23 protein-coding genes, 1 tRNA gene and 1 pseudogene are annotated in these 21,543 nt (G+C 67.3%); 17 read left to right on the top strand and 8 right to left on the bottom strand.

Annotation, left to right across the window (positions count from 1 at the left end; genetic code table 11):
• The first annotated feature begins 125 nt into the window (after nucleotides 1–125).
• From gatC to gatB, 4 genes are read left to right on the top strand one after another with little or no spacing between them, the layout of a single operon-like run.
• Nucleotides 126–413: an Asp-tRNA(Asn)/Glu-tRNA(Gln) amidotransferase subunit GatC gene (gene gatC / locus ACQKJZ_RS07855; RefSeq protein WP_037568622.1), complete on the top strand. Its 288-nt coding sequence runs from the start codon at nucleotides 126–128 to the stop codon at nucleotides 411–413.
• Entirely contained in the window at nucleotides 413–1,894 is a 1,482-nt protein-coding gene (gene gatA / locus ACQKJZ_RS07850; protein WP_427730636.1) for an Asp-tRNA(Asn)/Glu-tRNA(Gln) amidotransferase subunit GatA, read from the top strand. Before gatC ends, gatA begins: the two co-directional genes overlap by 1 nt.
• The gene (locus tag ACQKJZ_RS07845) at nucleotides 1,888–2,304 is read left to right on the top strand and encodes a hypothetical protein (RefSeq protein WP_427730635.1); all 417 of its coding nucleotides are present in this window, start codon (nucleotides 1,888–1,890) and stop codon (nucleotides 2,302–2,304) included. The genes gatA and ACQKJZ_RS07845 overlap by 7 nt, the downstream gene beginning before the upstream one ends.
• Nucleotides 2,301–3,782, top strand: coding sequence for an Asp-tRNA(Asn)/Glu-tRNA(Gln) amidotransferase subunit GatB (gene gatB / locus ACQKJZ_RS07840; RefSeq protein WP_427730634.1), 1,482 nt, complete (start codon nucleotides 2,301–2,303; stop codon nucleotides 3,780–3,782). Before ACQKJZ_RS07845 ends, gatB begins: the two co-directional genes overlap by 4 nt.
• A 76-nt stretch (nucleotides 3,783–3,858) precedes the next feature.
• Here the strand turns inward: gatB and ACQKJZ_RS07835 are convergent, their stop codons facing one another.
• The gene (locus ACQKJZ_RS07835) at nucleotides 3,859–4,104 is read right to left on the bottom strand and encodes a hypothetical protein (protein ID WP_427730633.1); all 246 of its coding nucleotides are present in this window, start codon (nucleotides 4,102–4,104) and stop codon (nucleotides 3,859–3,861) included.
• A gap of 9 nt (nucleotides 4,105–4,113) precedes the next feature.
• The gene (locus tag ACQKJZ_RS07830) at nucleotides 4,114–4,272 is read right to left on the bottom strand and encodes a hypothetical protein (protein WP_183953121.1); all 159 of its coding nucleotides are present in this window, start codon (nucleotides 4,270–4,272) and stop codon (nucleotides 4,114–4,116) included.
• A gap of 122 nt (nucleotides 4,273–4,394) precedes the next feature.
• On the opposite strand from ACQKJZ_RS07830, the gene ACQKJZ_RS07825 reads away from it, so the two are divergent.
• The 3 genes from ACQKJZ_RS07825 to ACQKJZ_RS07815 all read left to right on the top strand — a co-directional run bounded on the left by ACQKJZ_RS07825 (nucleotide 4,395) and on the right by ACQKJZ_RS07815 (nucleotide 7,442).
• Nucleotides 4,395–4,479: transfer RNA gene (locus ACQKJZ_RS07825), tRNA-Leu, on the top strand.
• Nucleotides 4,480–4,539: 60 nt separating this feature from the next.
• On the top strand, nucleotides 4,540–6,192 hold the full coding sequence (tig, locus tag ACQKJZ_RS07820; protein ID WP_427730632.1) for a trigger factor: 1,653 nt from the start codon (nucleotides 4,540–4,542) through the stop codon (nucleotides 6,190–6,192).
• A gap of 317 nt (nucleotides 6,193–6,509) precedes the next feature.
• Nucleotides 6,510–7,442 (top strand): glycosyltransferase family 2 protein, encoded by a 933-nt coding sequence (locus ACQKJZ_RS07815; RefSeq protein ID WP_427730631.1) that lies wholly within the window; start codon nucleotides 6,510–6,512, stop codon nucleotides 7,440–7,442.
• On the opposite strand, the gene ACQKJZ_RS07810 is transcribed toward ACQKJZ_RS07815, so the two are convergent.
• Nucleotides 7,406–8,818 (bottom strand): hypothetical protein, encoded by a 1,413-nt coding sequence (locus ACQKJZ_RS07810; RefSeq protein ID WP_427730630.1) that lies wholly within the window; start codon nucleotides 8,816–8,818, stop codon nucleotides 7,406–7,408. The genes ACQKJZ_RS07815 and ACQKJZ_RS07810 overlap by 37 nt on opposite strands.
• Nucleotides 8,819–8,989: 171 nt before the next feature.
• On the opposite strand from ACQKJZ_RS07810, the gene clpP reads away from it, so the two are divergent.
• The 3 genes from clpP to ACQKJZ_RS07795 all read left to right on the top strand — a co-directional run bounded on the left by clpP (nucleotide 8,990) and on the right by ACQKJZ_RS07795 (nucleotide 11,733).
• Nucleotides 8,990–9,679: an ATP-dependent Clp endopeptidase proteolytic subunit ClpP gene (gene clpP, locus ACQKJZ_RS07805; RefSeq protein WP_056434117.1), complete on the top strand. Its 690-nt coding sequence runs from the start codon at nucleotides 8,990–8,992 to the stop codon at nucleotides 9,677–9,679.
• Between the two features lie 112 nt (nucleotides 9,680–9,791).
• Nucleotides 9,792–11,063 (top strand): ATP-dependent Clp protease ATP-binding subunit ClpX, encoded by a 1,272-nt coding sequence (clpX, locus tag ACQKJZ_RS07800; protein ID WP_427730629.1) that lies wholly within the window; start codon nucleotides 9,792–9,794, stop codon nucleotides 11,061–11,063.
• A gap of 79 nt (nucleotides 11,064–11,142) precedes the next feature.
• Complete coding sequence (locus ACQKJZ_RS07795; protein ID WP_427730628.1) at nucleotides 11,143–11,733, top strand: GNAT family N-acetyltransferase; 591 nt, start codon at nucleotides 11,143–11,145, stop codon at nucleotides 11,731–11,733.
• Nucleotides 11,734–11,758: 25 nt separating this feature from the next.
• Here ACQKJZ_RS07795 and ACQKJZ_RS07790 read toward each other — a convergent pair whose 3' ends face one another.
• The 3 genes from ACQKJZ_RS07790 to ACQKJZ_RS07780 all read right to left on the bottom strand — a co-directional run bounded on the left by ACQKJZ_RS07790 (nucleotide 11,759) and on the right by ACQKJZ_RS07780 (nucleotide 14,831).
• Nucleotides 11,759–13,555, bottom strand: a complete 1,797-nt coding sequence (locus ACQKJZ_RS07790) for a YhjD/YihY/BrkB family envelope integrity protein (RefSeq protein ID WP_427730627.1) — start codon at nucleotides 13,553–13,555, stop codon at nucleotides 11,759–11,761.
• 196 nt (nucleotides 13,556–13,751) lie between these two features.
• Nucleotides 13,752–14,177 (bottom strand): alternative ribosome rescue aminoacyl-tRNA hydrolase ArfB, encoded by a 426-nt coding sequence (gene arfB / locus ACQKJZ_RS07785; protein ID WP_427730626.1) that lies wholly within the window; start codon nucleotides 14,175–14,177, stop codon nucleotides 13,752–13,754.
• Nucleotides 14,178–14,186: 9 nt separating this feature from the next.
• A complete protein-coding gene (locus ACQKJZ_RS07780) occupies nucleotides 14,187–14,831 on the bottom strand; it encodes an RluA family pseudouridine synthase (RefSeq protein ID WP_427730625.1) in 645 nt (214 codons plus the stop codon).
• 49 nt (nucleotides 14,832–14,880) lie between these two features.
• Here ACQKJZ_RS07780 and ACQKJZ_RS07775 point away from each other — a divergent pair, with 49 nt between their 5' ends.
• The 7 genes from ACQKJZ_RS07775 (at nucleotide 14,881) to ACQKJZ_RS07745 (ending at nucleotide 20,454) form a co-directional block, all read left to right on the top strand.
• On the top strand, nucleotides 14,881–15,660 hold the full coding sequence (locus ACQKJZ_RS07775; protein ID WP_427730624.1) for a M15 family metallopeptidase: 780 nt from the start codon (nucleotides 14,881–14,883) through the stop codon (nucleotides 15,658–15,660).
• Between the two features lie 81 nt (nucleotides 15,661–15,741).
• The gene (gene ccmC, locus ACQKJZ_RS07770) at nucleotides 15,742–16,467 is read left to right on the top strand and encodes a heme ABC transporter permease CcmC (RefSeq protein ID WP_312490822.1); all 726 of its coding nucleotides are present in this window, start codon (nucleotides 15,742–15,744) and stop codon (nucleotides 16,465–16,467) included.
• 97 nt (nucleotides 16,468–16,564) lie between these two features.
• A complete protein-coding gene (gene ccmE / locus ACQKJZ_RS07765; protein ID WP_427730623.1) occupies nucleotides 16,565–16,999 on the top strand; it encodes a cytochrome c maturation protein CcmE in 435 nt (144 codons plus the stop codon).
• Nucleotides 16,996–18,930 carry a heme lyase CcmF/NrfE family subunit gene (locus ACQKJZ_RS07760; RefSeq protein ID WP_427730622.1) on the top strand — a complete coding sequence of 645 codons (1,935 nt, stop codon included), beginning with the start codon at nucleotides 16,996–16,998 and terminating at the stop codon, nucleotides 18,928–18,930. The genes ccmE and ACQKJZ_RS07760 overlap by 4 nt, the downstream gene beginning before the upstream one ends.
• The gene (locus ACQKJZ_RS07755) at nucleotides 18,927–19,454 is read left to right on the top strand and encodes a redoxin family protein (RefSeq protein WP_427730621.1); all 528 of its coding nucleotides are present in this window, start codon (nucleotides 18,927–18,929) and stop codon (nucleotides 19,452–19,454) included. The genes ACQKJZ_RS07760 and ACQKJZ_RS07755 overlap by 4 nt, the downstream gene beginning before the upstream one ends.
• Entirely contained in the window at nucleotides 19,451–19,828 is a 378-nt protein-coding gene (locus tag ACQKJZ_RS07750; protein WP_427730620.1) for a cytochrome c-type biogenesis protein, read from the top strand. The genes ACQKJZ_RS07755 and ACQKJZ_RS07750 overlap by 4 nt, the downstream gene beginning before the upstream one ends.
• Nucleotides 19,828–20,454 (top strand): tetratricopeptide repeat protein, encoded by a 627-nt coding sequence (locus tag ACQKJZ_RS07745; protein WP_427730619.1) that lies wholly within the window; start codon nucleotides 19,828–19,830, stop codon nucleotides 20,452–20,454. Before ACQKJZ_RS07750 ends, ACQKJZ_RS07745 begins: the two co-directional genes overlap by 1 nt.
• A gap of 4 nt (nucleotides 20,455–20,458) precedes the next feature.
• Here ACQKJZ_RS07745 and ACQKJZ_RS07740 read toward each other — a convergent pair whose 3' ends face one another.
• Both ACQKJZ_RS07740 and ACQKJZ_RS07735 read right to left on the bottom strand, forming a co-directional pair.
• Nucleotides 20,459–20,671: a DUF3072 domain-containing protein gene (locus ACQKJZ_RS07740; RefSeq protein WP_183951764.1), complete on the bottom strand. Its 213-nt coding sequence runs from the start codon at nucleotides 20,669–20,671 to the stop codon at nucleotides 20,459–20,461.
• 447 nt (nucleotides 20,672–21,118) lie between these two features.
• Nucleotides 21,119–21,543: pseudogene (locus ACQKJZ_RS07735) on the bottom strand (alanine dehydrogenase); the annotation flags it as partial.

Here is a 21,543-nt window from a genome sequence, read left to right as displayed (position 1 = left end):
GTGCGGTGCAGCAAAATGGAAAGGCCCGCAATTGCTATTCATGATGCCCCCACATGCCCCGGATGCAATCACCGAGACGGCAAAAGCGTTGCGCGAAGCCGCGCGGCGATGCTAGCCGCAAATCCATGTCCGTAGATACCGCAACCGTGAAGAAGATCGCGAGCCTTGCCCGCATCGCGATCACCGAGGAGGACGCGACGCGCCTCGCCCCCGAGCTTGGGAACATCCTGGGTTGGATAGAGCAGCTGGGCGAGGTCGATACCCAAGGGGTCGAGCCGATGACCGCGGTGATCCCGAACCAGCTTCGCCTGCGCGACGACGTCGTCAATGACGGCGGCATCCGCGACCTCCTCATGCAGAATGCGCCGCAGGCCGAACATGGCTTCTTCACGGTGCCCAAGGTGATCGAATAATGACCGACCTGACCACACTCGGCATCGCCGCCATCCGCGACGGCGTGCGCGACGGCCAGTTCAAGGCGCGCGAAGTCGCCGAGGCGTTCAACGCCAAGGTCGCGGGCGCCGATGCGCTCAACGCCTTCCTGGTCAAGACCCCGGAGCATGCCCTCGCCGCCGCCGATGCGGCCGACACGGCGCGCGCGGCGGGTGAAACCCTCAAGCCGCTGGCGGGCGTGCCGATCGGCATGAAGGACCTGTTCGCGACCAAGGGCGTCGCGACCACCGCCGCCAGCAAGATCCTCGAAGGCTTCGTGCCGCCCTACGAGTCGACCGTTTCGCAGAATCTGTGGAATGCCGGTGCGGGCATGCTCGGCAAGCTGAACCTCGACCAGTTCGCCATGGGCTCGTCCAACGAGACCAGCGCGTTCGGCAATGTCATCTCGCCTTGGCGTCGCCCGAACGACACCGCCCCGCTCGCCCCCGGTGGGTCCTCGGGCGGGTCGTCGACGGCGGTGTCGGCGGGGCTGGCGCCGGGCGCGACGGGTACCGACACCGGCGGCTCGATCCGCCAGCCCGCCGCCTTCACCGGCATTTCGGGCATCAAGCCGACCTATGGCCGCTGCTCGCGCTGGGGCACGATCGCCTTCGCCTCCTCGCTCGACCAGGCGGGACCGATGGCGCGCGACGTGCGCGACTGCGCGATCATGCTGGAGGCGATGGCGGGCTTCGATGCCAAGGACGCGACCTCGCTGAAGCTCGACGTGCCCAACTGGGAAGCCGTGCTGTCGGCGGACCTGAAGGGCAAGAAGGTCGGCGTGCCCAAGGAATACCGGGTCGACGGCATGCCCGCCGAGATCGAGGCGCTTTGGCAGCAGGGTATCGACTGGATGCGCGATGCGGGGGCCGAGATCGTCGAGGTCTCGCTGCCGCACACCAAATATGCGCTGCCCGCTTACTACATCATCGCGCCGGCCGAGGCGTCGTCCAACCTCGCGCGCTATGACGGCGTGCGCTACGGCCTGCGTGACCTGCCCGAAGGGGCGGGGTTGCAGGACATGTACGCCGCGACCCGCGCCGCCGGGTTCGGCGACGAGGTGAAGCGCCGCATCCTGATCGGCACCTATGTGCTGTCGGCGGGCTTCTACGACGCCTATTACACCCAGGCGCAGAAGGTCCGCACGCTGATTGCGCGCGATTTCGAGCGGGCGTTCGACGAGTGCGACGTGCTCCTGACCCCGACCGCGCCGTCGGCGGCGTTCGCGCTGGGCGAGAAGCAGGCCGATCCGCTGGCCATGTACCTCAACGACGTGTTCACGGTGCCCGCCTCGCTGGCCGGGCTCCCCGCCATGTCGGTGCCGGGCGGTCTGGACAAGGACGGGCTGCCGCTTGGCCTCCAGATCATCGGCAAGGCGCTGGATGAGCAGGGCGTGCTGAACGCCAGCCTGGCCATCGAGCAGCGCGCGGGCTTCACCGCGCGTCCGCAGGCCTGGTGGTAAGCGACCGCGCCTTTACGGCTCGCAACATCGCCGTGTTGCGGGAGGCACAGGGCGCCCTGAACGTTGCGTTCGGGGCGATCCTGAGCGCCTATGTCGGCGTGTCGTTGACCAATATCGACAACCACCCCTTCGACCATCCTACGCTGGCGCGCTTCTTTCTGGGCGTGGCGGGCTTCATCCTGTGCCTGTGCGTGGGCAACAGCGTGATCCTGCGCGGTGAGTTTCGGCTGGGCATCGCCTTTCTGATGCTGGGCGCGGGGGCGGCCTATATGGGGTTGATGGAGGCGCGGCATCTCGGCTTCGAGACCGCGATCCTGCGCATCCTGTCGACCTGCTGGATCGTCGCGCTGCTGGGCAGCAACGCCGTTCTGACGGCGATCAACTATCTTCATCATCGAGATCGAACATGAGCGAATATCGCATCCAGGGCGCGACAGGGGAATGGGAGGTCGTGATCGGCCTGGAAGTCCATGCCCAGGTCACCTCCAACGCCAAGCTGTTCTCCGGCGCCGCCACTGCCTTCGGTGCGGAGCCCAACACCCAGGTCTCGCTGGTCGATGCCGCGATGCCCGGCATGCTGCCCGTGCCCAACATGGAGTGCATCCGCCAGGCGGTGCGCACCGGCATGGCGATCGATGCGCAGATCAATAAGTGGTCGCGCTTCGACCGGAAAAATTACTTCTACGCCGATCTGCCGCAGGGCTATCAGATCAGCCAGCTCTACCACCCGCTGGTGGGCGAGGGCGCGATCGAGATCAGCCTGGACGAGAAGAACCCCGACGGCCCGACCAAGTCGATCGGCGTCGAGCGTATCCATGTCGAGCAGGATGCGGGCAAGCTGATGCACGACCAGCATCCGACCTGCTCCTATGTCGACCTCAACCGTTCGGGCGTCGCGCTGATGGAGATCGTCAGCCGCCCCGATATGCGTTCGCCCGCCGAAGCAGGGGCTTATCTCCGTAAGTTGCGCGCCATTCTCCGTTATGTCGGGTCGTGCGACGGTAACATGGAAGAAGGCTCGATGCGCGCCGACGTGAACGTGTCGGTGCGCAAACCAGGTGACGAGTTCGGCACGCGCACCGAGACGAAGAACGTCAACTCGGTCCGCTTCGTGATGGCCGCGATCGAGTATGAGGCCAAGCGTCAGGTCGCGGTGCTGGAGGACGGCGGCAAGATCGTCCAGGAAACGCGCCTGTTCAACGTCGAGAGCGGCACCACCCGCTCGATGCGGTCGAAGGAAGATGCGCATGATTACCGCTATTTCCCCGATCCCGACCTGCTGCCGCTGGAACTGACCGACGCGTTCGTCGAGGAATGCCGCGCCAGCCTGCCTGAACTGCCCGACGCCAAGCGTCGCCGCTACGAGGCGCTGGGCCTGACCGCCTATAATGCGGGCGTGCTGACCGCCGAAGTCGAGACGGCGCGCTGGTTCGACGGCCTGCTCGACGCGCTGGAAGGCACGAGCGCCAAGCCCGCGCAGGCGGCGAACTGGGTCGCGGCAGAGCTGTTCGGCGCGCTGAACAGGCTGGGCAAGGACATCACCGAGAGCCCGGTCAGCCCGGCCCAGGCGGCCGAACTGCTGGCGCTGGTGGCGGACGGCACGCTGTCGGGCAGCCTGTCGAAGCAGGTGTTCGAGATCATGCTGGAGACGGGCGACGGTCCGTCGAAGATCGTCGAGGAGCGCGGCCTCAAGCAGACCAGCGACACCGGCGCGATCGAGGCGGTGATCGCCGAGGTTCTGGAGAAGAACCCCAACCAGCTCGGCCAGTATCGCGCGGGCAAGGAAGCGCTGTTTGGCTTCTTCGTCGGTCAGACGATGAAGGCGATGGGCGGCAAGGCCAATCCGGCGGTGGTGAATGACCTGTTGAAGAAGGCGCTGGCGGGGTGATGTGATGTGCTCCCCCTCCCGCAGGCGGGAGGGGCTGGGGGAGGGCAAGGGGGTCTCACCGAGACCACCCCCTCAATTACTGCGCATCCAAATCCTGGTTCCGCACCACACCGCCGGTCCCGCCGACGCCGTCATGCTCACCGGTATCGGTAAAGGTCACCGGCTCCTCACCGCCCTCACCACGCGCGACCGCATCGGAGCGCGCCTCGACGGCCTGCTCGATGTCACTGCGCTCATCCTCGCGCGGCGGGCTGTCCGGGTTGTTCTCGGGCGCCTCGCTGGGCGGGCTGTCGGGATGGTTTTCGGGGTTGGTCGCCATCATTGGCTCCTCTCAAATCTGTAGCGGCTGGGCCGTGCCGGGATCGCCCGGACCCACGCCGGGGGCGGGCTGGTCGATGTCCGGGCCGGGCGGCACGATCTCGGGCGGGGGCGTGTCGGGTTGCGCCGGCTGGGTAGGCTGCGGGCTTTCGGGCGGGGGCTGGGTGGCCATTCTCGCTCTCCTTTCGGGGAATTGGAGGGCTTAAACGCATGTCGCACGCACATGTTGCCTGTTGTCCCTTGTGCAGGCCGCCCATGGTGATATAGACGCGCGCCCATCGGCGGTGTCCTCGTGCGGGCGTGGCGGAACTGGTAGACGCGCTGGATTTAGGTTCCAGTATCGTAAGATGTGGGGGTTCGAGTCCCTTCGCCCGCACCAGTCCCCGGTCAAGAACGGGGCGACAGCCACACGGAATTTCTCCAGATTGAAGGCCTTTAGATGCAGACTGTCGAGACGCTGAACGAGGGGCTGAAGCGCGCCTACACGCTCACCATCACTGCCAAGGATATCGAGGGCAAGGTCGATGCCGAGCTGAAGCGGATCGCTCCGCAGATGAAGATGCCCGGCTTCCGCCCCGGCAAGGTGCCGACCAACCTGGTCCGCAAGATGCACGGCCCGGCGCTCCTCCAGGACGCGCTGAACACCGCGCTGCAGGAAGGCGTGCAGTCGCTGATCGCCGAGAAGAATCTGCGCCCCGCGATGCAGCCGCAGGTCGAACTGGTCGGTGAGTATGAGCAGGGCAAGGATGCCACGCTGAACGTCACGCTCGAAGTTCTGCCCCAGGTCCCAACCCCGGCGATCGACGCGCTGAAGCTCGAGCGTCTGACCGTGCCGGTCGCCGACGAGGCGGTGGACGAGCAGCTCCAGAAGTTCGCCGACCAGCAGAAGCGCTGGGACGATGCGGGCGACAAGGCCGCCGAGCAGGGCGACCAGGTCACCGTCGACTTCGTCGGCAAGACCGCCGACGGCGTCGCCTTCGAGGGCGGCTCGGGCGAGGACATGGCCGTCGAGATCGGCGGGGGTCGCCTGATCCCCGGCTTCGAGGACCAGCTGGTCGGCGTCAAGGCCGGAGACGAGAAGCAGATCTCGGTCACCTTCCCCGAGGACTATCCCGCCAAGGACCTGGCCGGCCAGCCCGCGACGTTCGACCTGACGATCAAGTCGGTGAAGACCGCCGGCGAAGCCAAGATCGATGACGAAATGGCCAAGAATCTGGGCCTCGAGAGCCTGGAGCAGCTGCGCGGCCTGCTGAAGGGGCAGATTGAGCAGGAGCATAACGGCCTGACCCGGACGTACATGAAGCGCAAGCTGCTCGACCAGCTGGCCGATGGCCACGACTTCGAAGTGCCGCCGTCGATGGTCGAGGCCGAGTTCTCGCAGATCTGGGCGCAGCTCGAGCATGAAGCGACCCATGAGGAGGACCCCGAGGCCGCCAAGGCCGAGATGGAGAAGGAGCGCGACGACTATCGCAAGATCGCCGAGCGCCGCGTCCGTCTGGGCCTGCTGCTATCGGAAATCGGTCAGGCGAACGGCGTCGACGTCACCGCGCAGGAAATGAACCGCCTGATCGCGCAGGCCGCGCAGCAGTACGGCCCGGAAGATCGCCAGCGCTTCATCCAGTATATCCAGCAGGAGCCGATGGCCGCCGCCCAGCTGCGCGCCCCGCTCTATGAGGACAAGGTCGTCGACTTCCTGTTCGACAAGGCCGAGATCACCGACCGCGAGACCACGCGTGAGGAACTGGAAGCCGCGATCGAGAGCGAGGACGGCTTCGCGACCGGCACGCACGTCCACAATCACGATCACGACCATGATCATGACCACGGCAAGAAGTCGAAGGCGAAGGCCAAGAAGGCCGACGTGACCGAGGACGCCGCCGACGAAGGCACCGAGGACGCGCCGAAGAAGGCGACCCGCGCCAAGAAGGCCGCTCCGGCCGAGGCCGAGGGCGATGCCGCCGAGGCGACCGAGGAAGCCGCACCGAAGAAGCCGCGCGCCAAGAAGGCCGCCGCTCCGGCGGAAGGGGAGACCGAGGCTGCCGAGGCGCCCGCCAAGAAGCCGCGCGCCAAGAAGGCCGCGCCGACCGAATAAGGGCGGCGTCGGACTTCGGTTCGTGACGAAACAAGGGAAGGGCGGTCGCGCGAGCGGTCGCCCTTCCTGTATTAGGGATGCCAATCTTCCTCCCCTGCAAGGGGAGGGGGACCAGCGAAGCTGGTGGAGGGGTGTCCCCGGTCGTGAGGTGGAACGGTCTTCGCCACCGGGACACCCCTCCGTCAGGCCTGCGGCCTGCCACCTCCCCTTGCAGGGGAGGAATAGTGTACGGACTGCTCCACCTGCCCCTGTGGCGCGCATAGGGGCATGGGTTGGGACGCAGGGCGGGATCGCCCGCCTTTGGACGAGGACAGGTTGTGAACGAACCCCGGATCGCGGTGCTGCTGCCCTGCTATAACGAGGAAGCGGCGATCGCGCAGACCATTGCGGGGTTCCGCGAGGCGCTCCCCGCCGCGACCATCTATGTCTATGACAATAACAGTCGCGACCGCACGGTGGAGGTCGCGCGCGCGGCCGGTGCCGTCGTCCGGTCGGAACGTATCCAGGGCAAGGGCGCGGTGGTGCGGCGGATGTTCGCCGACATCGATGCCGATATCTATGTCATGGCTGATGGCGACGCGACCTATGACGCCGCCTCCGCGCCCGAGCTGGTCGCGCGCATGGTTGAGGAACAGCTGGACATGGTCGTCGGCCAGCGGGTGAGCGAGGCCGAACTCGCCTATCGACGCGGCCACCGGTTCGGCAATGCGATGCTGACCGGCATGCTCGCCAAGCTGTTCGGGCGCAGCTTCACCGATATCCTGTCCGGCTACCGCGTCTTTTCGCGCCGGTTCGTCAAGAGCTTCCCGGTCCTGTCGGTCGGCTTCGAGATCGAGACCGAGATCAGCGTCCATGCGCTGGAGTTGAAAATGCCCTGCGCCGAGATCGCCACGCCCTATTATGCGCGCCCCGAGGGGTCGGCATCGAAGCTGAGCACCTATTCGGACGGCTGGCGTATCCTGCGCACCATCATCAAGCTGTACCGGATCGAGCGGCCGATGTGGTTCTTCGGCGCGGTCGCCGGGCTGCTGGCGGCGCTGTCGGTGCTGCTCGCCATTCCGATCATCCTGACCTATCTCGACACCCATCAGGTGCCGCGCTTCCCGACCGCGATCCTGTCGATGGGGCTGATGCTGCTGGCCGCGCTCAACCTGTTCACCGGGCTGATCCTGGATACGGTGGTGCGCGGACGACAGGAGGTCCGGCGGCTCGCCTATCTGTCGCACCCCGCGCCGGGCGGCATGCGATAAGCCCGGTCGCGACAGGCCAACGCGAACAGCGCGAAGCCGGTCGCGATCGTCCAGACCAGGGTCCGCTCCATGAACCAGGCGTGGATCATGGTATGCTGCCAGAAGCCGACCAGCATCAGCAGGATCGCCGCGTTGGAGGCGAGGAGCGCCAGGGTGCGTTGACGCATGACCGGGTCGGCGGAGCGCAGCAGGTGCCGTGCACCCCATAGGCCGGCCAGCAGCGCGAGGGCGACGATCGCCCCGGCCATGACATGCATGCCCGGCGCCAGACCGTTGATCCCCTTGGCCAGCTTCTTGGCCATCAGTGCGAGGCCCAGGTCGCGCGTCTCGCCCCGCGTCGCGTCCATGCCCATCCGCATCTCCAGTTGAAGCGCATCCTCGCGCATCGATGCGAGGCCGAAGACCTTCAGCACCAGCGCGATCTTCAGCAGCATGACGGTGGCGATCGACGCGCAGAAGCCGATCAGCGGCGCGAGGGGAAAGACCGGCCCGCGTTCCTCGGCTTGGGCGCTCCAGGCGAAGGGCAGGCCGCCGATCACCGCCGCCAGCCCCAGCGGGATGCCGCCGGTCAGGAACTCGAAGCAGATGGTCAGCGCCCCGAACAGTGCGGCCGAAATCAACGCCGCGCGCCGACCGATCCCGCGCGTCGTGCCGATCACCGCCAGGAACAGCAGATAGAAGATCAGCACGATGTCCGCCGGCCCGTGCCCCAGCGACTGGCCATAGGTCTCCAGCCCGAACCAGCGCGAGACGGCGAGGAAGACGATCAGCCAGAACAGCCCCTGCACCGGTCTGCGTCCCCGCCCGAGCGCGATCAGACCGGTGACGATCCCGGCGAGCACGAGCATCGTCAGGACCGTGTGATACAGGTTGCGGATCGCCGCGACCGACAAAACCGGCAGTAGGTATCGCGCCAGCATCGCATGGCCATGGATGTACCGGTGGTAGAAGACGGTGCCGACCGGCGGCTCGCCATTGATGAAGCCATGCACCGTCTGGCACTCGCCGCGTGGGGCCACCGGCACCTGCACCAGAGGGCTGACGGTCAGTTGGGTCGGGCTCGCGCGCTGGTCGACCGCGAGGCGCAGGATCAGACAGTCATTATATTGATGCCGGCCGATGTCCGTATTGCCGTCGAGATAATCCTGATCCTGCAACACCCCGTCGGCAAAGGCCTGTGCGATATGCGCACGGGCGGTGGCCACGTCGCGACCCAGACTCGCGCGATTGACGAGGCAGAACAGGCCGAAGAACAGCGCCCCGATCACCATGCCGACCAGCCCCGCGCGGACGGCATCGGGCAGCAGCCTGCGCCAGAAAGCCAGGGTCGTCAGGCGTTTGGCGCGCGCCGGGGCGTCAGCTTGGGATGCCGTCATGATCCTTTTTCCGCCGCCCCTTATGATACCCGACCGATCCTGGCCCTAGACCGGGACGCATGGAAAGAGGGTAAACACCGACGCCCCGCACCAATGGGACAGCCGGCGGGGCTTGAACTTGGCGCGTGCCCACGCGACATAGGGGCTCTTCTGGGCATAAGAGAGAATTCCATGCACAATCCGTTCGAGACCGGCGATTTCGCGAGCCCGCTGGCCCATGCTGGCGTCGGGCTGCGGCAGACGCAGGCCGGGCTGGTTCCGATCGTCATCGAACAGTCGAACCGCGGCGAACGGTCGTTCGATATCTTCAGCCGCCTGCTGCGCGAGCGCATCATCTTCGTCACCGGCGGTGTCGAGGACGGCATGGCCTCGCTGATCTGCGCGCAGCTGCTGTTCCTTGAGTCGGAAAATCCGAAGAAGGACATCTACATGTACATCAACTCGCCGGGCGGTGTGGTCACGGCGGGCATGGCGATCCATGACACGATGCAGTATATCCGTCCGCGCGTCGGCACGCTGTGCATCGGCCAGGCCGCCTCGATGGGCAGCTTCCTGCTGTCGGCCGGTGAGCCGGGCATGCGCGTGGCGACCACGAACAGCCGCATCATGATCCACCAGCCTTCGGGCGGGGCGCAGGGCATGGCGGCCGATATCGAGATCCAGGCGCGCGAAATCCTGCGCATGCGGCATTTCCTGAACACGCTGTACGCCAAGTATACCGGCAAGCCGCTGGAAGAGATCGAGCGTGCGATGGACCGCGACAAGTTCATGAGCGCCGAGGAGGCCAAGGAGTTCGGCCTGATCGACCAGGTGTTTGACAAGCGTCCGACCCCGGCCGACGACGCGTCGACCGCAGCGTAAGACGGGTCGTTCAGCGTGAACGGTTTATTTCGATTGTGACTTTATCGGGGTGCGGTACGATGCGCACCCCGGCAACGGTAGCGCACCGCTTCACAGGTGCGAGAGGTGATTGATGGACAAGGTGAGCGGTGGCAACTCGAAAAGCACCCTCTATTGCTCGTTCTGCGGCAAGTCGCAGCACGAGGTGCGCAAGCTGATCGCGGGGCCGACCGTCTTCATTTGCGACGAGTGCGTGGAGCTGTGCAACGACATCATCCGTGAGGAGACCAAGTCCGCGCTGGTCTCCAAGAAGGATGGTGGCGTCCCGACGCCGCAGGAAATCTGCAACGTGCTCGACGACTATGTCATCGGGCAGAAGCAGGCCAAGCGTGTCCTGTCGGTGGCGGTGCACAACCACTATAAGCGCCTGAACCACGGTGCGAAGGGTGCCGACGTCGAGCTCGCCAAGTCGAACATCCTGCTCGTCGGCCCGACCGGCTGTGGCAAGACGCTGCTGGCGCAGACGCTGGCACGCATCCTCGACGTGCCCTTCACCATGGCGGACGCGACGACGCTGACCGAGGCGGGTTATGTCGGCGAGGATGTCGAGAACATCATCCTCAAGCTGCTCCAGGCGTCGGATTACAATGTCGAGCGGGCGCAGCGCGGCATCGTCTATATCGACGAGATCGACAAGATCAGCCGCAAGGCCGAGAACCCCTCGATCACGCGCGACGTGTCGGGCGAAGGCGTTCAGCAGGCGCTCCTGAAGCTGATGGAAGGCACGACCGCCAGCGTTCCGCCGCAGGGGGGCCGTAAGCATCCGCAGCAGGAATTCCTGCAGGTCGACACGACGAACATCCTGTTCATCTGCGGCGGCGCGTTCGCAGGGCTCGAGAAGATCATCGGCGACCGTCTGCAAGGCAAGTCGATCGGCTTCGGTGCTTACGTGGCGGCTCCCGAGGAGAAGCGGACCGGCGAATATCTGCGCCAGACCGAGCCGGACGATCTGCTCAAGTTCGGCCTGATCCCCGAATTCGTCGGTCGTCTGCCGGTCATTGCGACGCTGGAAGACCTCGACATCTCGGCACTGGTCAAGATCCTGTCCGAGCCGAAGAACGCGCTGGTCAAACAGTATCAGAAGCTGTTCGAGATGGAGAATGTCGAACTCGACTTCACCGACGATGCGCTGACCACGGTCGCCAAGAAGGCGATCGAGCGCAAGACCGGTGCACGCGGGCTTCGTTCGATCCTGGAGGGCATTTTGCTCGACACCATGTTCGACCTGCCCGGAATGGACGGCGTCGACGAGGTGATGGTGGACAAGGACGTGGTCGAGGGCCGCAAGGAACCGATCCGGGTCTATGCCGAGAAGTCCAAGCAGAAGGACGGCGCGGCGGCCTGACCGCTGGTCGGAAGGATGAAGGGTTGAATGACGGGCGCTTCCCAGAAGGAAGCGCCCGTTTTTCGTTGGGAGACCAGGGATGGTGACGATCCGCGATGCGGTGGCGAGCGACCGGGCAGCGGTGGCGGGGATGCTTGGCCGTGCCTTCGCCGAAGACCCGGCCATGTCCTATATCTTTCCCGATGCCGGGGAGCGGGCGAAGCGCTTGCCCCGTTTGTTCGCGCTGCTGTTCGACAGCGATGCGGTGGGCATGCGGCTGGTCAGCGATGCGGGGGAGGCCGGTACGTTCTGGCGTCCGCCGGGGCAGGCGCATGTACCGACGACGGCGATGCTGCGCCAGGCGATTCCGTTGCTCGCCACGCTGGGCATGGCGCTGCCGCGCGCGTTGCGGCTGGCGCACGCGGTGGAGTCGCATTTCCCGGTCGGCCCCTTCTGGTATCTTCACATCGCCGGCGTCGATCCGGTGCGGCAGGGTCGGGGGCTGGGCGGCGCCTCGATCCGCGCCGGGTTGGCGCGGTGCGATGCCGATGGCGTGTCGGCCTATCTGGAGACCGCGACCCGGAGCAACGTGGCACTCTATACCCGGTTGGGCTTCGCCCTGACCGACGAATGGACCGTACCCCGGGGCGGCCCCCGCTTCTGGTCGATGCTGCGCCAGCCGGGAGGATAGGCGCCGCGCCGCGGCCGGATGGCGATCAGTTCGCCGCCCGCTCGGGGTTCAGCCGCGAGGTGGCGAAATTCCGGCATAGGTCCGCCACATCGGCATGGATCGCGATCGCTCCGGCTCTTTCCAGGGCGTGGCGATCGAAGCCGCCCGACAGGACGGCGATCGTCGCCATTCCCGCCTTGCCCGCCGACTGGATGTCATAGGGCGTATCACCGATGGCGATCGCCGCGTCACCCGGCACCCCGGCCTTCTTGAGCGCGACGGCGAAGATGTCGGGCGCGGGCTTCGACCGGTCGACATCGTCGCTGCTCGTCGTGGCGCTGACCAGGGATTCGATGCCCAGCAGCGCGACATAATGGTCCAGTTCCTCGCCGCTGGCCGAGGAGGCGAGCACGACCTTGCTGCCCGCCGCATGAACCCGCTCGATCAACGCGCGCGCGCCGGGAAAGGGCTTTGCCCGGGCGATATAATCCTGCTTGAACAGGCGGCCATGCGCGTCCGCCAGACGATGTTGCGCGTCCTCGGACAGGTCGGGCAGCAGGGCGGGCACCAGATTGTCCGCGCCCTTGCCGATCTGGTCGTGAATGGCGGCGCGGTCCACGTCATGGCCCGCCTCGGCAAAGGCGCGGTGCCAGGCGGTGACATGCAGGTCGTTGCTGTCGATCAGCGTGCCGTCGATATCGAACAGCACCGCCGCCGGCACGGGCCGCGGCTCGGCGCGATGCCGGCGCCACGCCTGCGCGGCGGCCCAGCCAAGGACCGCGACACCCGCCAGCCGGCGATGCCGCAACAGCGCGATGCCGCCGGTCGCCAGCGCGGCGCCCGCGATCGGCCCCATGATCGGGCCTGCCGGGTGGGGCGTACCGGATGATGGCACGGAGCGTTCCGGCCGGGCCGATGTCTGTTGCCGGTCGCCGGACGGGTCCGCCTCGTCGGCCGCCTCGCCATCGACCTGCCGCTCCAACTCGGCATTGAGTTCGGCGCCCAGCAGAAAGACATAGGCGGTCAGCCACAGCCAGGTCAGCAGCACGATCACCGCGCTGAGCGAGCCATAGGTCGCGCCGTAATTGCCGAAGTTCGACACATACAGGCCGAACAGCGACGTCCCCGCCAGCCAGGCGACGGTCGCCAGGATCGCACCGGGTGACAGCCACACCCACCGCGCCTTGGGACGATCGGGGACGAAACGGAACAGGATCGCCGCCGCCGTCATCACCAGCGCGGCGAGCAGCAGATAGCCGGTGATCCTGATGAGGGTCAGCACCAGTGCGGGTGCGCCGGGGATCAGCCGTTCGAGAAAACCGAGCAGCGCCGTCGCCAGCGCGGCGGCCACGATCAGCAGCACGCCGCCCGCCACGATCGCCAGGCTGAGCAGGGTGGTGCGGACGAAACCGCGTGTCTCCTGCACGTCATAGGCGACGTTCAGCCCGGTCGTGATCGCCGAGGCGCCCTTGGTCGCGCCATAATAGGCGATGCCGAGGGCCAGGATCAGGCCGAAACCCTGCTTGTCCTTCGCGCTGTCGATTACCGACAGCAACTGCTCGCTGATGACGGTCGCCGCCTCGCGCGGCATGGCCGAGAAGATCGCCGCGACATTGTGCCGCACCGTCTCCGCATCGGCAAACAGGCCATAGCTCAACACCACCGCGCCCAGCGACGGCACGATCGCGGCGAACATGTAAAAGGCGATGCCGGCCGCGATCAGGCCGATATTGTCTTCGCCGGTCTCCGCCCAGGTCCGCTTCAATATGGCCAGCCAGCCGGCCTTGGGCACCGCCAAAGGCGATCGCGCCCCGTTGCCGGCCTGGTTGCTGGACTGGATCATTCCCGACTCCCCTCATGGCCGCCCTGAACGGCAAGATGCTGGAGAGGCGGTCGTAAAGACGCTTCATCCCGCCCCTCGCAGGGCTAACGAGCGAAGGCGGGGATCGTGCCGCGCCGACATGCGGACGTCCGGGTAATGGACACTTCAAGCGCGCTCGCCGCCGCCGCCCCGGTCAAGGCGGCCCAGTTAAAGCGGTTCAGTCGAAGCGGACCTTGCCGCGTCCCGCCTTGACGGCGCTGCGGCCCTTCTTGGCATCGACGCGGCGCGTCTGGGAGGCGCGGGTCGGCTTGGTCGGACGCCGCTTCTTGGGTACCAGCGTGGCCTCGCGGATCAGGTCGATCAGGCGTTCGCGCACCTCGCGCCGGTTCATCTCCTGCGACCGGCTGGCATCGGCGCGTAAGGTGAGGACGCCGTCCCGACTGAGCCGCGATCCCGCGAGCACCGCCAGCCGCGTCTTCACCGCTTCGGGCAGGTTGGGGGAGCCCATCACGTCGAAGCGCAGCAGGACCGCGCTGTCGGTGGTGTTGACATGCTGCCCACCCGGACCGGAGGCGCGGGTGAAGCTCTCGGCGATCTCGCGCTCGTCGATCGCGATGGCGCGGGTCACGGGGATCAGCGCCATCGCCGCGCCCTATGCGGTGAACGCGCCGAAGCGTTCGGGGATCGGCGCCTCGGCGACGATCGGGTCCTTGGTCTCGCCACGCGGAACGGTCAGGCCAGCGGCGTGAAGCAGCATCCCGCCCGGCTCGCCCGCGCCGTAGACGAGGTCGCCGACGACCGGCGCACCCAGCGCGGTTGCGGCGTGCACGCGGATCTGATGGGTGCGCCCGGTCTGCGGACGGAACTCGACCAGCGTGCGGCCCCCTTCGTGACGCAGCGCGCGCCAGCCGGTTCGCGCCGCCTTGCCCGCCGGGTCGGCGACGATCCGCCAGCCTTCCTCGATGGTCGATACCTTGGCCAGCGCGAGGTCGATCATCCCTTCGCCCTCGACCACGCCGTTCAGTACCGCCAGATAGCGTTTCTCGACCAGGCCGGCCTCGAACGCCTGTTGGAAACGGGCATGCGCCTTGGGGTTACGCGACAGGAGCAGACAGCCGCTGGTGTCGCGGTCCAGCCGGTGCACCGGCGTCGGCCAGCGCTTGAACCCGAATTTGAGCGACTCGAGGTGGTTTTCGAGGCTGATCGACCCATTGCGGGGCCGATCGACGGGCAGGCCCGCCGGCTTGTCGATCACCAGCGCTTCGCCGTCGATGAATAGAACGCGATCTCCGTGCATCGCGCTCCCTTGCCACCGTGCGCGCCGACATGCCAGAGCCGCGCGCGTCATGCCCACCGCTCTCGCCGCCTTTCTCCGCTGTCTCGCCCTGATGTCGCTGGTCGCGACACCGGCGATGGTCGAGGCGCAGTCCTGTGACGGCGTGCTGCCCTCGCCGGGACCCGACGGGCGGCTCGCGGGGCATTTCCCCTATGGCGATGCGCCGGACGATGCGCTGGTGCCGGCCCCGCCGGGCTTCGCGATCGGCAAGTCCTGTTATATCCGGCGCGAGATGCTGGCCGATCTGGAGCGGTTGCTGGCGGCGGCGCGCGGCGATCCGGCGGTGATGGGGCAGTTGCGCGGCTTGTCCTGCCACCGGGCGGTCGCACGGCAGAACCGGGTCTTCTGCCGCGATCGCGACAGTTCGGCGACCGAACGCGCCTTTTCGGTCGCGCCGGCCGGGCATAGCGAACATGCCACCGGCTATGCGATCGACTTCGCCGTCCGGCCCGCGCATGGCTGCCCCGATGCCGAGGCGTGCATGGCGGCGACGCCCGCCGCGCGCTGGCTGTTCGCCAACGCCCCGCGCTTCGGGTTCGAGATGAGCTTTCCCGCCGGCAACAAACAGGGCGTGAAATGGGAGCCGTGGCACTGGCGCTGGGTCGGGGCGAACGCCGCCGAACCGGGCGCGGCGCAGGCACGGGCCATCTTCGCCAAGGCGCGGGCGCAGTTCCCCGCCAATCCCGGCGTACGCGCGCCCCTGACGATCACCACGACCGCGCAACCGCCGGTGCCAGTGCCGCCTGCCCCCGTTCCCGTCATGGCGGCAGAGAAGAAAAAACGGCGCTGACGTGCACGCGCCGACGTGCGCCGAAAGAATGTTGGCGACGATGGATGACGGGGGCGCAAAAGCCTTTTACAGTCAGGCGTTGTGCCGACGATCCATGCCCTTGCGAACCCCGCGCGTTTCCTGAAGATCGCTCGTCCGCTGACCGGGATATGCCTGGGTCTGGGGCTGGCGCTGGTCGCGATCGGCGCCTGGGCGGGCTTGAGCCAGACGCCGCCCGATTATCTGCAGGGCGAGACGGTGCGTATCCTCTATATCCATGTGCCCGCCGCCTGGCTGGGCATGGCGGGGTGGAGCGGGATCGCGGTGGCCAGCCTGTCGCTGATCGTCTGGCGCCATCCGCTGGCGCAGGTCGCGGGCCGTGCCATCGCCTGGCCGGGGGCGGTCTTCGCGGGCCTCTGCCTGGCGACGGGATCGATCTGGGGGCGGCCGACCTGGGGGACGTGGTGGCAATGGGACGGCCGGCTGACCTCGATGCTGCTGCTGCTGTTCGTCTATCTCGGTTATATTGCGCTCGCGCGCGCCGATGCCGATCGCGGCGGGGACGGTCGGATTCCGGCACTGTACGGACTGGCGGGCACGGCCTTGCTGCCGGTCATCCGCTATTCGGTGGTGTGGTGGAACACGCTGCATCAGGGCCAGTCGATCGGGCTGACGGGATCGAGCATCGCGGGTTCGCTGCTCTGGCCGCTGCCCATCATGCTGTCGGGCTTTACCCTATTGTTCGCGGCCATCGTGCTGATGCGGATGCGTACATTGCTGGCACTCGCCAAGGCCGAGGCGCGGATGCGGCGGATGGCGCGCGCATGAGCCAGTGGAGTTTCGTCGCAGCGGCCTACGCCGTCATGCTGGGCGGCACCGGGATGCTTTTGGCGATCAGCTATCTGGCGATGAAGCGCGCCGAGAAATGACGCCCAAATCCCAACGTCTCACGCTGGTGCTGCTGGCGCTGGCCGCGATCGTCGCGGCGGTGCTCCTCGCCATGTCGGCGATGAAGGACCAGGCGGCGTTCTTCTACACCCCCTCCGATGCCAAGGCGCAAGGGTTACCGCTGGGCCGCGCGGTCCGGCTGGGCGGGATGGTCGAGGCGGGCTCGGTCCGGCGCGCGCCCGACGGCGTGACGGTGCGCTTCGTCGTGACCGACGGCAAGGCGACGACGCCCGTCACCTTCGCCGGGATAACCCCCGACCTGTTCCGCGAGAAATCGGGCGTGGTGGCCGAGGGCCAGTTCCAGCCCGATGGCCGTTTCGTCGCCCACAACCTGCTCGCCAAGCACGACGAAAAATACATGCCCCCCGAAATGGCGGGCAATATGCATGAGAGCCGGAGCCTGAAGCCGTGATCGCGGAAAGCGGCCTGGCCGCCCTGTGGTTCGCCGCGACGCTGGCCGGGTTGCAGCTGTTGCTGGGCGTGCTGGCCCTGCGTCGCAAGGATGCGGCGGGCGCGCAGGCCATGTCGGCGATCGGCCCCGTCGCGATCGTGCAGGGCGGGCTGGTCGCGGTCGCCATGGGCGCGTTGATCGCGGTCTTCCTGAACACCGATCTGTCGGTCAGGCTGGTCGTCGAGAACAGCCATTCGGCCAAGCCCTGGATCTATAAATTCGCGGGGGCCTGGGGCAATCACGAAGGGTCGATGCTGCTCTGGGTCACGATCCTGGGCGCGGGCGGTGCGCTGGTCGCGTGGAAGGAGCGGACGCTCGACCGACCGACCCATGTCGCGACATTGGCCGCGCAGGGTGCGATCGCACTCGGCTTTTACGGCTTCCTGCTCTTCGCCTCCAATCCGTTCGCGCGGCTGAACCCGGCGGCGGCGGAGGGGCAGGGGTTGAACCCGCTGTTGCAGGACCCCGGCCTCGCCTTCCACCCGCCGACGCTCTACGCCGGCTATGTCGGGTTGTCGGTCGCCTTCTCCTTCGCGGTGGGCGCGCTGGTGACGGGGCAGGTGGGGCCGGCTTTCGCCCGTGCGATGCGGCCCTGGGTGCTAGGCGCCTGGGTGTTGCTGACCATCGGCATCACGGCGGGGTCCTATTGGGCCTATTATGAGTTGGGCTGGGGCGGCTGGTGGTTCTGGGACCCGGTCGAGAATGCGTCGCTGATGCCGTGGCTGGCGGCGACCGCGCTCCTTCATTCGGTCAATGTGCTGGCGGCGCGCGATGGCCTGCGCGCCTGGACGGTGATGCTGGCGGTCGTGGCTTTTTCGATGTCGATGATCGGCACCTTCCTGGTCCGGTCGGGCATCCTGACCAGCGTCCATGCCTTTGCGGTCGATCCCCGCCGCGGGGCGTTCATCCTGGCGCTGCTGGCGCTCTATATCGGTGGCGCGCTGGCGCTGTTCGGCGCGCGGATCGGGCAGGTGCGCGCGGGCCGCAGCTTCAACTTCGTCAGCCGCGAGGGCGGGCTGGTCGTCAACAACCTGCTGCTGTCGGTAATCCTGGGGATCGTCCTGATCGGCACGCTCTATCCGCTGATCGCGGCCGGCTTCGGCGTACGGCTGTCGGTCGGGCCGCCCTTCTTCCACGCCGCCGCCGGGCCGATCGCATTGGTGCTGGTCGCGGTGATGGCGGTCGGCCCGATGTTGCGCTGGCGGCGGGATCAGGCCGAGGCGGTGCTGATCCGCATGCTGTGGCCGATGGTCGCGGCGGCGGGCAGTTTCGCGCTGTTCCTGACACTAAGTGGCGGCATGGGCGTGCTGCCGCTTTTGGGCCTGTCCTTCGGCGTCGGGCTGATCGTCGCCAGCGTGTTGCCGATCACGCAGCGCAATTGGCGACGCACGCCTTTGCCCATCTGGGGCATGGTCGTCGCGCATGCCGGCATCGGCGTCAGCCTGATCGGCATGGCCTGTGACAGCGCCTTCACCGCCGAACGGCTGGTCGCTCTCTATCCGGGACAGGCGACCATCGTCGGGCCGTGGCGGGTCGAGCTGAACCGCATCTATCCCAATGTCGGGCCGAACTGGTCGGCGCTGGAGGCGCGGTTGACCGCGACTCGCGACGGCACCGCGACGATCCTGCGGCCGCAACAGCGTTTCTTCACCGATCCGCCGACGACGACCAGCGAAAGCGCGATCGCGACCGGTTGGGACGGACAGCTCTACACGGTGCTGGGGCAGCAGGATGCCGCGACCGGCCGCTGGCAGCTGCGGCTGTGGTGGAAGCCGTTCGTGACGCTGATCTGGTTCGGCGGCATCCTGGTCGCGCTCGGCGGCGCGCTGGCGCTGGTCGGGCGCTGGTGGAAGGCATGGCAGCAGCGGCGGCGGGAGGCCCTTTGGGGATGAAGCGTTGGTTGATCTGGGCGCCGCTGGCCGTGTTCGGCGCGCTGTTCGCGGTGGTCGCGGCCGGACTGATGCGCCCGGCCGATACGGCGGTGCACTCGACGCTGGTCGACAAGCCGCTGCCCAGTTTCACGCTGGCGCCGATGGTGCCGGGCAAGCCGGGCCTTGCGAGCACCGATTTCGGGCGTGGCACCCCGCGCCTGCTCAACGTCTTCGCCAGCTGGTGCATCCCCTGCATCGCCGAGGCGCCGCAGCTGATGCGGCTGAAGGCGCGCGGCGTTCCCATCGACGCCATCGTGATCCATGACAAGGGACCGGCGGTCGTCGCCTTTCTGCGCCGCAACGGTGATCCCTATGACCGGATCGGCGATGACAGCCGCAGCCGGGTGCAATTGTCGCTCGGCTCGTCAGGCGTGCCGGAGACCTTCCTGATCGACGGACGCGGGCGGATCGTGCGGCAATATATCGGCGACATCCGTGCCGATCAGGTCGACCAGATCGTCCGCGACGTGGCGGCGGCGCGATGAGCCTGGTCCTGGCCCTTGCGTTGGCGGCGGGATCGGCCGCGCCGGATCTCGGTAATACGCAGCTGCCCGATCCGCATGCCGAAGCGCAGGCGCGTGCGTTGATGGGCGAGCTGCGCTGCGTCGTCTGTCAGGGTCAGTCGATCGCCGACAGCGATGCCGACATGGCCGCCGATATGCGTGCGCTGGTGCGGCAGCGGATCGCACGCGGGGAGGACCCGTCGCAGATTCGCGACTGGCTGATCGAACGCTATGGCGATTATGTCAGCTATGATCCGCCCTTGTCGGGGGCGACCGCGCTCCTGTGGGCGACGCCGATCCTGTTGCTGGGCATCGGCGCCTGGATCGCGCGTTCCAGCTTTCGGACGCAGCGCTGATGGGGTGGGTGGTCCTGATCCTGATCGCCGGTGCTGCGATCGGTCTGGCGCTGTGGCGCGATTTTCCGCGGCCGCTTTGGACCATGCTGGGTGCTGCACTGGCGCTGGGCGGCGTCGGCTATGCTTGGCAGGGACGACCCAGCCTGCCCGCCAGCCCGCCCTCGGCACGGCCCGACCCCCGGTTGGACAGCGAGGAACTGGTTGAGCTGCGCGGGCAGTTGATGGGACGGTTCGGCGGCGAGGCGGCGATGTTCACCGCCGCCGACGCACTGGCGCGGTCGGGCAACAAGCGGACGGCGGTGCAGATCATGCTCGGCGCGGTCGGCGGCAAGCCACGCAGCGTCGCCTATTGGACCGAGCTGGGCAACGTCCTGTTCGCGCATGACGGCTATCAGATGTCGCCCGCCGCGCAATTCGCCTTCCGCCGGGCGCGGATGCTGGGGCCGAACGATCCGGTGCCGTTCTTCTTCGAGGGGCTGGCGCAGATGCGCGCGGGCGAGTTCGTCAAGGCGCGGACGCTGTGGCGGCTGGCCCTGCAAAAGACACCCGCCGACGCGCCCTATCGCCCGGCCATTGCGCAGCGGGTGATGCTGCTCGACCGGGCGATGGCGTTGATGGAGCCGTAAGGGCTTACTGGCCCCGGCCGGTCTTTTCCTGCAACGCGTCGATCCGCTTCGACGCCTCCGCCTTGGTCAGCCCGTCGTCAAACGGCTCGCCGGCTTCTTCGGACAGGGTTTTCAGGTAGCTGGCCTGCGCACCGGTCATCGCTTCGTCGCCGGTGGTCCAGTCATCGGGGTCCTTCTCGGCGTTGGAGAAGGGTTCGGATTTGGGGTTGTCGGTCATCACGGCATCCTTTCGCCGGGACCAACGCGGGCGTTCTATTTCTGTTCACGCGAAGCCGCGATGACGCGAAGATTTTGGTTCGCGCGGAGGCGCGGAGATGATCGCCCCAGCCGCCACGGCTGGCTCCGCATCGATACGGTGCGGCAAATCCCGCTACTGAACCGACGCCAAAGGGTCAGCCCATTCCAGTCCTCTTCGCGTCTCCGCGTCTCCGCGCGAACCGGAATCCTCCAAGCCGTTCAGCCGGAGTGCGGTCGAACGCGACGGGATTACCTTCGTGGCGGGGGGCGGGGCGTGCGCTTCGACTTCGCTCAGCGTGAACGGAGGGCGGGGAGGGGGCGGGGCTGATTAGGAAGATTTTCCAAGCCGCCGTTCAGCCTGCGCGTAGTCAAAGGCCACGCGAAGCACCCTCGACAAAGCCCGGACCGAACGGCGATTGAAGCCGCCTTACCCCGCCCAGGCCTCGAACGGCAGGTCGAGCGCTTCGGCGACGGCGGCGTGGCGGATTTTGCCGCCCGACACGTTCAGGCCGTTGGCGAGGTGCGCATCAGCCTTCATCGCGGCTTCGGCGCCCATGTTCGCCAGGCGGATGGCGAAGGGCAGGGTGGCGTTGTTCAGCGCGAAGGCCGAGGTGCGTGCCACCGCGCCCGGCATATTGGCGACGCAATAATGGATCACGCCGTCGATCTCGAACACCGGGTCTTCATGGGTGGTGGCATGGCTCGTCTCGAAGCAGCCGCCCTGGTCGATCGCGATGTCGACCAGCACCGAGCCGCGCTTCATCGTCTTCAGCATGTCGCGGGTGACGAGCTTGGGCGCCGCCGCACCCGGGACCAGCACCGCGCCGATGACGAGGTGGGCGTTCTTCACCG

Source organism: Sphingomonas sp. NPDC019816 (genome assembly GCF_050274375.1).
Classification (GTDB): domain Bacteria; phylum Pseudomonadota; class Alphaproteobacteria; order Sphingomonadales; family Sphingomonadaceae; genus Sphingomonas.
Note: the sequence above shows the minus strand (reverse complement) of the source record. Positions and strands in the feature narration are given on the sequence as shown.